This is a genomic window from Bradyrhizobium sp. (assembly GCF_049798375.1).
Classification (GTDB): domain Bacteria; phylum Pseudomonadota; class Alphaproteobacteria; order Rhizobiales; family Xanthobacteraceae; genus Bradyrhizobium.
Genome location: NZ_JBARGP010000807.1, coordinates 1 through 14,620 on the forward strand (window position 1 = coordinate 1; position 14,620 = coordinate 14,620).

The window sequence follows — 14,620 nt, forward strand, 5'->3', positions numbered from 1 at the left end:
GGCCAGATCGCCTGCGCTGCGGCCCATGTCATCGGCACGACCCCCGACGCCGGCGATGACGCCCTGCATGCCGTGCTCGAAGCGGCCGGCAAGCTCGCTCATCATGCGGGCGCGATCGGCTCCCGCCATCTCGCGCTGCGACGCCGCCTCGCTCTCCATGCGGCGCACGGAAAGCGCGTTGTCGCGGAACACCTCGACGGCACGGGCCATGCGGCCGATCTCATCGCGGGACTCGCCACCCGGGATCGGCTCGTCCAGCTCGCCAGCGGCGAGCGACTGCATCCGGTCGGTCATGCTGCGGATCGGGCCAGAGACGCTGGCGCCGATCAACCAGGCCAGCGCAATACCGAGCACCAGCGCGCCAGCCGCGGCGGCGGTCACGGTCTGCCGCGTATCGGCGACTGCCGAGGCAGTCTTGGCGCCCTGCTCGGCGCGCAGTTTCCCGAGCTGCTGATTGATCCGGTTCACCTGGGCGTCGATCGCGGCGCTGGCCTTGCTCAGCTCAGCCTGCTTGGCGCGCAGATCGGCCGCGACCTTCATCATGTCGTCCAGGGCGGCGGCATCTGCCGTGATCGTGGCCTTCAAAGCGGCAATCAATGCCTTCAGTTTGGCGTTGCTGCCGGCGGACACCTCCGCCTCGGCATCGGTGATTGCAGCTTGGGCATAGAAGAACGTCTGTCTGGCGTCATCAGAATCGCCTGTCGAGAGCGAGCTGCCATAGCGCATGAGCGCGATCCGCACCGCATCGACTGCCCCTGCCAGCCGCATCGGATGCATCGGCCGCTCGGCCTCGGGCGCATTGGCAAGCGCGACCTGAATGCCGCCCGCGGTCAGGCCCGCGGTCGCGCCGAGGCCGTCTGCCTTGGTCGTCGCGGCGCGCAGTCGGTCAACCGCATCAGCCGCAGCCACGAACGAGGTGCGATAGGTGTCCAACGCGCTGCGAACGGAGGCGGCACCGGCCGCGATGGCCGGCAGCTTGCCGTATTGGCTTTCGACCTGCTCGGCCATCTGGCCGACGGCGGCGATTGCCTTCGCTGCCGCCGCCTTGTCGCCGACGTTCCAGGTACGGATGAACTTCTCCACCGCCTCGCCGGAGCCAAGCAAGGCAGCGCGTACCTGCGACATGCCGGCATCGCCGGCCGCGCTGGTGACGAGCTCATTGACGGTCCCGCCGATGCCCTCGACCTGGACCATCGCGAAACCCGCGAGCAGAACCAGGAAGCTCAGCACAAGAGCGAAACCGCCAAAGATGCGCGGGCGGACGCCGATCGACGACATAACAGATGCCAGTTTCATGTGATGACCGGATTTTTACGGAGTGGACCGAATGGCGGCGATCAGCTCTTTGCCGAACCGCTTCTCGAATTCAGGATCGAGGCGCTTGACCGCGTCGACGAAAGGCTGACGGTCGATCTTCTCGATGATCTCCATGCCGCCGGCCCGCAATTCCTGGAGCTTGGGCGCGTCGAGCTGCGCCTCCCAGCTCGCCTCGGCGCCGGCTTTTGCGGCGGCCCTGAGCGCCTCCTGATCGGCCGGATCGAGCTGCTCGAACATGGCGCGGTTGGCAACCAGGGCGATCGGAGCGAAGAAATGCGCAGTGAGGCTCAGATATTTCTGGACCTCCTGGAAACGGCTGGCGGCGATCTGCGGCACCGGATTTTCCTGACCGTCCAGGCGCTCGTCCTTCAGAGCGGCATAGACCAGCGGAAAGTCCATCGGCACCACGTCTGCACCGAGCGCCTTGAAGGCCATCATGTAGGTCTCGTTGGGGATGACACGGATCTTCAGGCCCTTGATGTCGTCGGGCGTGCGGACCGGACGCTTGGAATTGGTGAGATTGCGGAACCCCTGCTTGCCGAACGCGAGCAGCACAAGTCCCTTGTCGGCAAACTTGGTGGCGATCTGGGCACCGACCGGCCCCTGCATCACCGCCTTGGCGTGCGCGAGGTCTCGGAACAGAAATGGAATGTCAAAGACGCTCATTTCGGGAACGGTGGCGCTGACCACGCCGCCCGAGATCACGGCAACATCGACGGCGCCGCTACGGGCAGCGGTCAGAACGGTATTCTCGCTGCCTGTCGCATTGCCGACGCGTTCATCGATGACGAAGCGCTTGCCAGGGGAAGCCAACAGCTTGTCCCGGAAAGTGTCGGCCGCGATCTGCTGGGGGTTGTTGGGCTGAGAGTTGAAGGCCAGCGAAACCATTCGCGGCGAGGCATGAACCGCGGCTGGCAGCAGCATCGACGCCGCCAATGTTGCCGCGATGCCAAATTCTCGTACCGATCTGCGCATGTCGCACCATCTCTTCCCTAGTGCGAGCAGCGATAGCAAAGAAGTATGGTGAAGGTCTTAAGACGGGGAACTCACACGGAAATACCACGCTTGCGCGAGAAGAACGAAATTGCGCGCGCAGGTGAGGCGCGAGGCGCCCGCTCCTGCGTCAGAGCGCCTCAGTAGTTCTTCTAGTAGTCAGCGGGTCGTCGGCAGCACGGCCTTTGAAAGATCGGGCGCGCGGCTCAAAGCGCCTGCAGGCCGAGCCGGTCGAACAGGTCGCGATCGGCCACGGCCTCCGGGTTGCCGGCGGTCAGCAAGGTGTCGCCGACGAAGATCGAGTTCGCGCCAGCGAAGAAGCACAGCGCCTGCATCTCGTCGCTCATCGCCGAACGGCCAGCGGAGAGCCGAACGAACGAGGTCGGCATCATCAGGCGGGCCAGCGCGATGACACGGACGAAGGCGAGCGGATCGATGCGCTTGGAGTCCGCCAGCGGCGTACCCGCGATCGGGATCAGCATGTTGATCGGCACGCTCTCCGGCGGCTCCGCAAGATTGGCCAGCGTCACCAGCATGTCGACGCGATCGGCCTCGCTTTCGCCCATGCCGAGGATGCCGCCGCAGCAGACCTTCATTCCGGACCGGCGCACATGGTCCAGCGTCTGCAGCCGATCGGAAAACGTCCTGGTCGAGACGACGTTCGGATAATAGGCCTCGGAGGTATCGATGTTATGGTTGTAGTAGTCGAGGCCGGCTTCGCTGAGGCACTCGGCCTGGTCGCGATCGAGCATGCCGAGCGTCATGCAGGTTTCGAGCCCGAGCGCCTTGACCTCGGTCACCATCTCGACAATCGCGTCCATGTCGCGCGGCTTCGGATTACGCCAGGCCGCGCCCATGCAGTACCGCGTCGCGCCACCGTCCCTGGCCTCGCGCGCCTGTGCGACCACATCCGCGACATCCATCAGCTTGGAGGCCGCAAGTCCGGTCGAATGATGCGACGACTGGCTGCAATAGCCACAATCCTCGGGGCAGCCGCCGGTCTTGATGTTGAGCAGCTTGGAGAGCTGCACGCGGTTGGGGTCGAAATGCTGCCGATGCACCGACTGCGCCCGGAACAGGAGATCGTTGAACGGCAAATGATAGAGCGCGAGGGCCGTATCCCTGGTCCATAGCTGCGGCACCGGCGCCGTTCGCATCACCGCAGTCTCATCCTGCACGTCCAACATTCACGCTCTCCACCGTATCGATGGCGGTGGCTTAGCCGAGAGCATCGCAGCTCGCCAGTTGAATGATCGTGAGGTCAGCTCTGCATTCCGCTGGCCCAGGCCATGAACGTGTCCAGCATCTCGTCCATGACAGCGGCATCGTTCCGGCCGGAGCGCGCCGGCACGTGAAAGCCATGATCGGCCTGATCAATCAGGTGCAACGTCGCCCGCGCGCCCATCCGCGCCACAACGGGTTCGAGCAGGCTCGGTTCGGCAAGCTTGTCGCGCGTACCCTGCAGGAACAGCATCGGGATCTCGACCTCGTCGAGATGGTCCGCGCGCGTGATCGAGGGCTTGCCGGCCGGATGCAGCGGAAAGCCGAACAAGGCCAGCCCGCGGACACCGGCGAGCGGCGATTTCGCTTGCGCCTGCGAGGTCATGCGTGCACCGAAGGATTTGCCGCCGGCAAGCAATGCCAGGCCGGGACAACGCGCTACAGCCGTCGCCACGGCGGCGCGGACCGTCGCCTGCGCCAACGGCGGCGCGTCCGGCCGCCTCACACCCTTCTCCATGTAGGGAAACTGATAGCGCAGGGTCGCGACCTGCCGCGCCGCCAGCCCCCGCGCGACGCTCTCCATGAACGCATGCCTCATGCCGGCGCCCGCACCGTGGGCGAATACGAGGCAGGCGCGCGGTTGCGGCGGCTGCAGGAGGATCGCCGATACCGCAAGCTGCGGTTCGACCTCGATCACGAGCTGCTGCATCGAAGGCGCCATGCAACACGCGTGGCGCAACTGCGCTCGGAACGCAAGTGCCAACCGGCGAGCCCGGCCGATCGGCTCAGGCGGCCCGCACGGTCTCCAGGAAGCGGTCGACCTCGGTTCGCAGCCGCTTGCTGTCGTTGGTGAGCGACTGGGCGGCGGAGAGCAGGTGAGAAGATGCCTGGCCGGTTTCGCTGGCGCCCTGCTTGACGTCGGAGATGTTGGTCGACACCTGCTGCGTACCGTTGGCGGCATGCTGCACGTTCCGGGAAATCTCCTTGGTCGCCGCCCCCTGCTCTTCCACCGCGGACGCAATCGCGGTGGACATTTCGGCCAGCCGCTCGATCGCGCTGCTGATCTGGGTTATGGCGCCGACCGACTCGTGGGTCGCGCTCTGGATGCCGGAGATCTGTTGACCGATTTCTCCGGTCGCCTTGGCCGTTTGCTCGGCGAGCGCCTTGACCTCGGACGCCACCACCGCGAAGCCGCGACCTGCCTCTCCGGCACGTGCCGCCTCGATGGTCGCATTGAGCGCCAGCAGATTGGTCTGGCCCGCGATCGCATTGATCAGTTCGATCACATCGCCAATGCGGTTCGCAGCCTTGGACAATTCTCCGACCCGCTCCGTCGTGGTTCGGGCCTGATTGACGGCGTCGCCCGCCATCCGCGCCGATTCCAGCACCTGCCGGCTGATCTCGTTGACAGATGCCGACAGCTCCTCGGCCGCGGATGCGACCGACTGCACATTCGATGACGCTTCCTCGGAGGCGCCCGCGACGACCTCCGCAAGCTGGCGTCCGCGATCGGCCGTGCCGGTCAGCGCCGACGCCGAATGTTCGAGAGCGTTGGAGGTGGCGGCAACGGTCTTCACGATTTCGCCGACCACAGCCTCGAACGTATCGGCGAGCCGATACATATCCACCCGCCGCTGCTCGGCGACCCGGCGATCCTGCTCCAGCCTGCTTTCGGCCTCCTGCTGCGCGCGCTCGGCTGCGAGCGTCTTGAAGCGCTCGACCGCGCGCGCCACGCGGCCGATCTCGTCCTTGCGCTTGACGCCCGGCAGAGCGACATCGAAATCGCCATCCGCGAGCTGTATCATCGATTTCTCGAGCGTGACGATCGGCCGGCTCAGCGAGTAGGCGAATGCGATCGCCAGCATCAGCCCGAGCACGAGCGAGGCGACGATCGCGGTGATCATCGTCGTCCGCGAAGCCGCCACCTCGGTTTCGGCCTCATTGCGGAATTCGAAGCCGTAGGCGGCAACCAGCTCGACGAGATCATCGACCGAGGCGACCGCGTCGGCGCCCAGCTTGCTCACGAAAAACGTCGTCGGCAGCTCGGTCAGTCCAGCCGGCGCGGGTTTGAGAATCTTCAGCGCCGCTTCGGACCAAGCGCGAAGCTTGTCGCTGGCCTGCTCGCGCGCCGCATTGACGCTGCTCGAGTGCACCCGCTCGCGGACGATGTCCAAATCCTCGAACATCGCCTTCAGCAGCTTTTCGTACTTTGCCGTGGTCTCTTTCGAAGCTCCGGTGCTCTCGCTGGTTTTCATGATCAGGAGAGCGGCGTTGAGCTCGGCATGGGCGGATCGGGCGTGATTGACCGCCATCAGCGGCCCGTCATACAGCCGAACCACCAAGTCGCCCGCCGCATTGATCTCCCGCAGACCATAGAACGCCAGGCCGCAGGCAAGCGCCAACATGACGCTCAGAACGGCCAGGATCCTCAGACGGATCGACATTTCCCCGATCTCCGAATGTGAGAGCGTTTTCGAGCGAAGCGGATACCGGTTCGGTCAAGAAAACGCGTCAGAAAAAAGCTAGAGCCTGCATTCCGATCGGAACGGAAGGCTCTAATCGACGACTTTGACGCTCATCTTCATGCGCGGGTGAATCGCACAAATGACCGAGACATCACCGAGTTCCTTGAAACTCACATCGGTGGCGCTTCCCGGAGCCTGCGAGCCGAGATTGAATTCGTTGCCCTTGCTCGCCGACATGATGTTGTGCGGGATGGTGTCGTCATTCAGGAAGGTAATGGACTCGCCCTTCTTCACCGTGATGCTCTCTTCGGAGAAGGCGCGTCCCTGCTGATGAATCACCTGCGTGGCGGCGAGGGCGCCGGTGGAAAAGCCGGCAACGATTGTCAGACCGAGAATGGTTCGGGAACGAAGCATGGATCACCTTTAATAGTTAGCGAGGCAGCCTCGGCGCTGCGGTCGGAGTTAGGTTGCTGGTCAGACTGTCGAGAAACGCCACGAGGTCGGACTTCTCCTGCGCAGTCAGGCCCAGCGGATGCATCAGGTCGGAGCGGCTCGGACGATCGACGCCGCCGCCGTCGTAATGGTCGATCACCTGCTCCAGCGTGGCCAGCGAGCCGTCATGCATGTAGGGGGCGCGACGCGCGATCTCGCGCAATCCGGGGGTCTTGAACGCGTGCTGCATCTTGATGACGCCGGGCGCATACTCGCCGCGGCCGACATCCTTGCTGGCAAGGCCGATGTCCTGGAAGCCGTCATTGGTGAAATTCCAGCCCTCATGGCAGGCCGCGCATTGCGCCTTGCCGTTGAACAGGACGAAGCCGCGCTTGGCGCCCTCCGAGATCGCCTTTTCATCACCGTCGATCCAGGCATCGAATGGCGCGCGCTCGGACACGATCGTCCGCTCATAGGTCGCGATCGCCTTGGCCAGCGTCTGCGGCGTCATCCCTTCTTTCGGGAACAGGCTCGCAAACATCGGCTTGTATTCCGGGATCGTGTTGAGACGCTGCATCAGATGGTCGAGCGGCATGTTCATCTCGCCCGCCGACTGGATCGGGCCGAGCGCCTGATCTTCGAGCGTCGCCAGCCTGCCGTCCCACATGAAGATCGCGCCCCATGCCGAATTGACGACGGTCGGCGAATGGCGGCCGAGCTTATTCATTCCGTGGCCGACGCCGACGGCTAGGCCGTCGCCCCAACTGTAGCTTGGGCTGTGACAGCTTGCGCAGGACTGCGCCGAGGACACCGATATGCGGGTGTCAAAGTACAGCTTCTTGCCGAGCGCCGCCTTCTCCGGCGTATAGGGATTGTCTTTCGGGAAAGGGATGGTCGAAGGCCGACGATAGAGCGCCTTCAACGCATCGGTGCCGGAGGGGGCCTTTTGCTGCAGAGTCACCATCTTGGTCTCGCCTACGAGAGCGGCGCCCAAGCCGGTCTCGGCAAAACCAACGATCAAAATGGCGACGCTTCCGAGCGCTGCCCCAAGCGAAAGCAGTCGAGTGGGAGGGCCGATCGCCATGGTCAATCTTCCTGAAGCGCGAAGGGATTAAGTCTGCAACCAAGAGAACCGCTTCGGATTAACGAGAGCTTGACGCCGCAGCCGTAGTAATACGGTGAAATGACGAAGCGTCATCAAGGCGTCATTCAGGCCGTCGCGGCCGGGCGCAGCCCTGGAGAAATAGCGCAATCTTCGTCTCACCGATCATGCGCGGAACGATCGGAAAAGACGATCTTACTAATACTATCAAGCTAATACCGTAGATAACAAAAAACGTCGCCGCGGCGCAGCGAACTAACTGATCCCGCCGCAACCTCCCGTAAGCCCGGAGCGACGGATCACTTATTAGTATACCGATATACTGGTATCTCCGGCATGCTTTTTTTTCGCACGCCGATCGCGCTCAGGCACCCTTGCGCCGTTCGGCCGCTTTCGCCATCGCCGCTGCAAGGGCGCCGCCGCCGGAGGACTTCTCTTCACGTTGGCGCATCGCCGATGCCGGCGGCCGTGCGCTGCCGCTCTTGCGCTCCCCCTTGGCCGGCAGCGGATCCGACAGCCGCAAGGTCAGCGAGATGCGGTTGCGCGGCACGTCGACGTCCAGCACCTTCACCTTCACGACCTGACCCGGCTTAACCACCTCGCGCGGATCGTTGATGCGCTTTTCCGACATCGCCGAGATGTGGATCAGGCCGTCCTGATGCACGCCGATATCGGCAAACGCGCCGAACGCCGCGACGTTGGTAACGGTGGCCTCCAGGATCATGCCCGGCTTCAGATGACTGATTTTCTCGACCCCCTCCTGGAAGGTGGCGGTCTTGAATTCTGGTCGCGGGTCCCGGCCGGGCTTGTCGAGCTCACGGATGATGTCGGTCACGGTCGGCACACCGAAGCGCTCGTCGGCGAATTTGGCGGGGCTGAGCGCCTTCAGCACCTTGCTCTCGCCGATCAGCGCCTTGATGTCGCTCTTGGTCGCCTCCAAAATCTTATTCACGATCGGATAGGCTTCCGGATGCACGCCGGACGCGTCGAGTGGATTGTCGCCGTCGCGGATGCGCAGGAAGCCCGCGCACTGCTCGAACGCCTTCGGCCCCAGCCGCGGCACGTCCTTCAACTTGGTCCGGCTTCCGAACGGACCGTTCTCGTCGCGATGCGCGACGATGTTCTGCGCCAGAGTCTCGCCAATGCCTGACACGCGCGCCAATAGCGGCGCCGAGGCGGTGTTAAGATCGACGCCGACCGCGTTCACGCAGTCTTCCACGGTGGCGTCGAGCGCGCGCGCCAACTCATATTGGTTGAGGTCGTGCTGATACTGGCCGACGCCGATCGACTGCGGCGGCACCTTGACCAATTCGCCGAGCGGATCCTGCAGGCGGCGCGCGATCGAGACCGCGCCGCGGATCGAGACGTCCAGATTGGGAAATTCCTTCGAGGCAAACTCCGACGCCGAATAGACCGACGCGCCGGCTTCCGAAACGATGGCCTTGGTGAGCTGGAGATCGGGCTTCAACTTCATCAGATCGTTGACCAGCTTCTCGGTCTCGCGCGAAGCGGTGCCGTTGCCGATCGCGACCAGCTCGATTTTGTGCTTCACGCAGAGCTGCGCGAGCGTCAGCATGCTCTCGTTCCACTGCCGTGCCGGCTCGTGCGGATAGATCGTGGTGTGATCGACGAACTTGCCGGTGCGATCGACAACCGCGACCTTGACGCCGGTGCGGAAGCCCGGATCGAGGCCGAGCGTCGCACGGCCGCCGGCAGGCGCAGCAAGCAAGAGATCGCGTAGATTGGCGGCGAACACGCGCACGGCTTCTTTCTCGGCCTCCTGCCACAGCCGCATGCGGATATCGAGGGCAAGGCTGGTCTTGATGCGGGTGCGCCAGGCCCAGCGCACGGAGTCAGACAGGAACTGATCGGCCGGGCGACCTTGGCGCGAGATGCCGAAGGTCACCGCGATGCGGTTCTCATAGAGCGAGGGATCCTTGCTGTCTTCCGGCTCGCCGTCGCCGAAATCGAGCTGCAGCACCTCTTCCTTTTCGCCGCGCAGCATCGCAAGGATGCGATGCGATGGCAGCTTGTTGTAAGGCTCCTTGAACTCGAAATAATCGGCGAACTTGGCCCCGGCTGTCTTCTTGCCGTGACGCACCTCGGACTTGATGAGGCCGCGGCTCCACATTTCGTCGCGCAGCGAGCCGACGAGATCGGCGTGCTCGGCGAAGCGCTCGACCAGGATAGCGCGCGCGCCTTCTAGGGCCGCCTTGACGTCCTTCACCGGGTTCTCGCCGTCCGTCTTGATGAAGGCCTTGGCCTCGTCCTCCGGGCTTTTCATGGGATCGCCGATCAGCATGTCGGCGAGCGGCTCGAGGCCCGCTTCCCTGGCGATCTGCGCCTTGGTGCGGCGCTTTTCCTTGAACGGCAGGTAGATGTCTTCGAGCCGTGCCTTGGTATCGGCGGTCGCCAACGCCAGCTCGATCTCCGGCGTCATCTTGCCTTGCGACTTGATGCTTTCGATGATGGCCGTGCGCCGCGCGTCCATCTCGCGCAGATAGCGCAGCCGCTCTTCCAGCGTTCGCAACTGCGTGTCATCGAGCATGCCGGTCGCTTCCTTGCGGTAGCGGGCGATGAACGGAACAGTCGAGCCTCCGTCGAGGAGATCGATCGCGGCCTGGACCTGGGCGTCGCGGACGGCAAGCTCAGTGGCGATGATGGATGCAAAATTCGGCACGGCAGTTCTTCCGAGATTCGTGACGGGCCAGATTGGATAGGAGCGCCGGCGGGCCTGCGCAAGCGGTCAGCGCACGCTCTGTGGGCAACCGTGACAAAAAAGACCGATTGCGAATCATGCGAGCATCGCCATAGCGCGACCTCTCCGGTTCGCCCGCGAAGTCCGGCATAGCCCGGAATAAGAGCCATTCCGCCTGCCGTCGCAGCGCCATCGCATTGCGCAGGCAAGGGAAATCGCCGATCCTGCGGACCCGAGGGGCGATTCGTGCTAGCGCAGGCTGCAAATTATCTCGACGATCTCAATCCTGAGCAGCGCCGCGCGGTCACGCACGGCGGAGATTTGGCCGCGCCCGGCGCGCCGCTGCTGATCATTGCCGGTGCGGGCTCCGGCAAGACCAACACGCTCGCCCATCGCGTTGCGCACCTGCTCGTCAACGGCGCCGATCCGCGTCGCATTCTGTTGATGACGTTCTCGCGCCGTGCAGCCGCTGAAATGACCAGCCGCGTCGGACGCATCGCCCGCAAGGTGCTTCCGGGCAATGCCGACGCCATCACCGGGACGCTGACCTGGGCCGGTACGTTCCACGGGCTCGGCGCGCGGCTGCTGCGCGAATACACTGAGCGGATCGGCCTCGATCCCGCCTTCACGATTCATGATCGCGAAGATTCCGCCGACCTGATGAACCTGGTCCGCCACGAGCTCGGACTCTCAGGCACGCAGAAGCGCTTTCCGACCAAAGGCACTTGCCTCTCGATCTATTCACGCTGCGTCAATGCCGACATGCCGCTCGAAGAGGCTCTGGTGCGGCATTTTCCGTGGTGCGCGGAATGGGCCAGCGAGCTGAAGGGCCTGTTCGCAGCCTACGTCGGCGCCAAGCAGGCGCAGAACGTGCTCGACTACGATGACCTGCTGCTGTACTGGGCGCAGATGCTGGCCGACAGCGCGATCGCGGCCGAGATCGGCGATCGCTTCGACCATGTGCTGGTCGACGAATATCAGGACACCAACCGGCTGCAATCATCGATCCTCAAGGCGCTGAAGCCGCATGGCACGGGGCTGACCGTGGTCGGCGACGATGCGCAGTCGATCTACGCGTTCCGTGCCGCCACCGTGCGCAACATTCTGGACTTCCCCGATCAGTTCAGCCCGCGCGCCGAGATCATCACGCTCGACCGCAATTATCGCTCGACCCAACCGATCCTCGCCGCCGCGAACGGCGTGATCGGACTGGCGCGCGAGCGCTTCACCAAGAATTTGTGGACCGACCGCATCGCGTCGCACAAGCCGCAGCTCGTCACCGTGCGCGACGAGGCCGACCAGGCGCGCTACATCGTCGAGCAGGTGCTGGCCAGGCGCGAGCAAGGCGCCACGTTGAAGCAGCAGGCGGTGCTGTTTCGCACGTCATCGCACAGCGGCCCGCTGGAGATCGAGCTGGTCAGACGCAACATTCCGTTCGTCAAGTTCGGCGGGCTGAAATTCCTCGATGCCGCCCATGTCAAGGATGTGCTGGCGTTCCTGCGCTTCGTCGAAAATCCACGCGACCGCATTGCAGGCTTCCGCGTGCTGCATCTCATTCCGGGCGTCGGGCCGACGTCGGCGCAACGCGTGCTCGATGCCATCGTGGACGACGCCGATCCGGTCGCCGCGCTGTGCGCGTTGCCGCAGCCGGCCCGCGCGGGCGAAGCGTGGAGCGCGTTCGTCGACACCGCGGCGCAGCTCAGCCAATCCGAGTGGCCAGCGGACATCGCGCGGATCAGGCACTGGTACGCGCCGCATCTCGAGCGCGTGCATGAGGATGCAGAAGTGCGCACCGCCGACCTCCTCCAGCTCGAGCAGATCGCCAGCGGATACGCCTCGCGCGAACGCTTCCTCACCGAGTTGACGCTCGATCCACCGGATGCGACCTCCGACCAGGCCGGCGTGCCGCTGCGCGACGAGGACTATTTGATCCTCTCCACGATCCATTCGGCCAAGGGCATGGAGTGGACTTCGGTTCACGTGCTCAATGTGGTCGATGGATGCATGCCGTCCGATCTCGGCGCCGGCACCAGCGCTGAACTCGAGGAAGAGCGCCGCCTGCTCTACGTCGCGATGACCCGTGCCAAGGACGAGCTGCATCTGATGGTGCCGCAGCGCTTCTTCGTGCACGGCCAGCCGGTGCGCGGCGATCGCCACGTCTACGCGTCGCGCACCCGCTTCATCCCGGAAGCCTTGTTGCCGCTGTTCGAGCGTAACTTCTGGCCTCGCGTCGAGGCTGCAGGCCGCGTCCCGAGCCAGGGGCCGCGGATCGACATCGCGGCCAGGATGCGCGAGCGCTGGCGGTAGCTGCTGCAATTGACTCCCCTGTTCGTTACGCTTCGCTTCCCATCCGTCGCGCCCTGAACCAGGCCCAGGTCTCGCGCGTCACGGCGAGATAGCCGCGGCCGCGATAGACGATTTCGCCGCCGACGATGGCATTCAGCTTCGGCAGCGCGTGGAACGGTACCGACGGATAAGCGTGGTGCTCGACATGATAGGGCATGTTCCAGGCAAGCCAGTGCACCAGCCGCGTCGTCATCGTCGTCCGGGTGTTCTGGAAGGCGCTGCGGGTGGTGTCGCATCCGGTGTGCTCGGCAAAGAGATAGGGCCGCAGGACCATCTGGCCGAACATGAGCGGCAGCACCCAGACCCAGAGCAGCAGCGCACTGTGCAGCGCGATCGAGCCCGATAGCAGCAGCACATAACCGGCAACGTAGCAGCGCGCCTCGCGCACGATGGTGGCGCGCCTTCCCTTCGGCACCCACGGCACCGTCACCCTGCCCAGCGCATGGCGCAGCATCAGCGAAAGGCGGCCGGCGACCTGCTGCAGGCCGGAATAGGCGATCGCGAGCTGCGCAGCCGAGCGCGGTTTGGGACCGACGATCAGCTCCGGGTCCTTCTCCGGATCCTGGGTGTGTCGGTGATGCTCCCAGTGAAACAGGCCGTAGTACTCATACGGCAGCCCGATGATGAAGCCGGAGAGATTGCCGACCAGGATATTGATCCGATGGCTTGCGAACGCTGTCTTGTGCGCGGTCTCGTGCACCGCCATGAACAGGAAGGCGACGAAGACGCCCTGCACCACCATCAGCGGCAACGCCCAGACCACGCCATAACGCGACGACACGAGCCAGATCAGCGTGCCCATCACGATGATTTCGGCATAATGGCCGAGCGAACGTACCGCGCCCTGCCGATCCGAACGCACCGACAGCTCGCGCAGCATCGCAGGCGTCAGCAGCTTTGGCTTAGCTGGTTCGATCGGCGATACCATGCTCATGTCCTCAGCTCTGCAGCAAGCCTGTGATGGTGCGGTTGATGAAGGCGCGGTCGGCCGGAATCCGCATCGGATTGCCGGCCCGATGGCCGTGGATCGAGGGGATCGGACACAGCGCGCGCGAGGCCGCATGGACCAGCTTGTCGAGCTCGGCCTCGTTGTCGCGCCAGTCGAAATAGCGGTCGGTCTGGCCCGGCATCAGCAGCATGCGGGCGCGGATCGCGCCGAGTGCGCGGTCGAGATCGCCGCCGAATGCCGCGCAGCGGCTGATGTCGCCGTTCTGCCAGATCGCGAGCTGCGCCAACAAATTGTTGGCGTCGCGATGCGCGAAGGCCGTATCCCAATTGCCGGCGAGATAATCCTCCAGCGAGGCGGCACCGGCCTCGCGCCAGATCTCGTCGCGATAGAACTCATAGGACATCGCCCAGCCGGCGTAGACCCGGCCCATCGCGCGCAGGCCGGCAACGGGCTTCTCGACGAAGCGGCCGTTTCTGAACGCGGGATCGGCCGTCAGCGCCGCCTTCACGCTTTCGAGGAACACGGTGTTATAGGGCGAGCAGCGCGCGCTGCCGCAGACGATCGCCGCGCGCTCCACCATCTCGGGGTGACAGGCCGCCCAGTGATAGGCCTGCATGCCGCCCATCGACCAGCCATAGACCAGCGCGATCTTATCGATGCCGAACTGCTCGATCAGCAATCGCCGCTGCACGGCGATCGCATCGTGATAGGTGATTGCGGGAAACGGCGCGCCGGCCGCAAACTCCGGCGTGTTCGACGGCGAAGACGACAACCCGTTGCCGAACAGGTTCGGAATGATGATAAAGTAGCGGTCGGGATCGAGCGCGCCACCACGCTCGATCAGCCATTCGGTATCGTAGTGTTGGGCGCTGAACGAGGTCGGGTAGAGGATGACGTTGTCCTTGGCCGGCGAGAGCGTACCATAGGTCTTGTAGGCGAGCCGCAACGACGGAAATACATCGCCGGATTGCAGCCGCACATCGCCCGCCTCGAAGATCTCGTAGCCGCGGCTATCGGTCATGAGGAGCAGCCTCTTCATCCTTCGGCACGTTGCGGTCGAGGTCCTCGAGCCAGGCGGCGGCGTTGCCGTCCGATGG

Annotated in this window: 11 protein-coding genes; 1 reads left to right on the forward strand and 10 read right to left on the reverse strand. The window is 64.4% G+C overall.

Annotated features, from left to right (window positions below):
* The 8 genes from WA702_RS30565 to WA702_RS30600 all read right to left on the reverse strand — a co-directional run.
* On the reverse strand, positions 1–1,296 hold a 1,296-nt coding region (locus tag WA702_RS30565), incomplete at its 3' end, for a HAMP domain-containing protein (protein WP_425114264.1).
* Positions 1,297–1,311: 15 nt separating this feature from the next.
* The gene (locus WA702_RS30570) at positions 1,312–2,292 is read right to left on the reverse strand and encodes a DctP family TRAP transporter solute-binding subunit (RefSeq protein WP_425114265.1); all 981 of its coding nucleotides are present in this window, start codon (positions 2,290–2,292) and stop codon (positions 1,312–1,314) included.
* Positions 2,293–2,516: 224 nt separating this feature from the next.
* Positions 2,517–3,497 carry a biotin synthase BioB gene (gene bioB, locus WA702_RS30575; RefSeq protein ID WP_425114266.1) on the reverse strand — a complete coding sequence of 327 codons (981 nt, stop codon included), beginning with the start codon at positions 3,495–3,497 and terminating at the stop codon, positions 2,517–2,519.
* Positions 3,498–3,571: 74 nt separating this feature from the next.
* Entirely contained in the window at positions 3,572–4,240 is a 669-nt protein-coding gene (locus WA702_RS30580) for an alpha/beta family hydrolase (RefSeq protein WP_425114267.1), read from the reverse strand.
* 76 nt (positions 4,241–4,316) lie between these two features.
* Entirely contained in the window at positions 4,317–5,975 is a 1,659-nt protein-coding gene (locus WA702_RS30585; protein WP_425114268.1) for a methyl-accepting chemotaxis protein, read from the reverse strand.
* A 111-nt stretch (positions 5,976–6,086) separates the two neighbouring features.
* A complete protein-coding gene (locus WA702_RS30590; RefSeq protein WP_425114269.1) occupies positions 6,087–6,410 on the reverse strand; it encodes a plastocyanin/azurin family copper-binding protein in 324 nt (107 codons plus the stop codon).
* A gap of 16 nt (positions 6,411–6,426) precedes the next feature.
* Positions 6,427–7,512 (reverse strand): cytochrome-c peroxidase, encoded by a 1,086-nt coding sequence (locus WA702_RS30595; RefSeq protein ID WP_425114270.1) that lies wholly within the window; start codon positions 7,510–7,512, stop codon positions 6,427–6,429.
* Between the two features lie 382 nt (positions 7,513–7,894).
* Entirely contained in the window at positions 7,895–10,210 is a 2,316-nt protein-coding gene (locus WA702_RS30600; RefSeq protein ID WP_425114271.1) for a Tex family protein, read from the reverse strand.
* A gap of 264 nt (positions 10,211–10,474) precedes the next feature.
* On the opposite strand from WA702_RS30600, the gene WA702_RS30605 reads away from it, so the two are divergent.
* Positions 10,475–12,535 (forward strand): ATP-dependent helicase, encoded by a 2,061-nt coding sequence (locus WA702_RS30605; protein ID WP_425114272.1) that lies wholly within the window; start codon positions 10,475–10,477, stop codon positions 12,533–12,535.
* A gap of 25 nt (positions 12,536–12,560) precedes the next feature.
* On the opposite strand, the gene WA702_RS30610 is transcribed toward WA702_RS30605, so the two are convergent.
* Positions 12,561–13,508, reverse strand: a complete 948-nt coding sequence (locus WA702_RS30610) for a fatty acid desaturase (protein WP_425114273.1) — start codon at positions 13,506–13,508, stop codon at positions 12,561–12,563.
* Between the two features lie 4 nt (positions 13,509–13,512).
* A complete protein-coding gene (locus WA702_RS30615) occupies positions 13,513–14,544 on the reverse strand; it encodes an alpha/beta fold hydrolase (protein WP_425114274.1) in 1,032 nt (343 codons plus the stop codon).
* Positions 14,545–14,620: the final 76 nt, after the last annotated feature.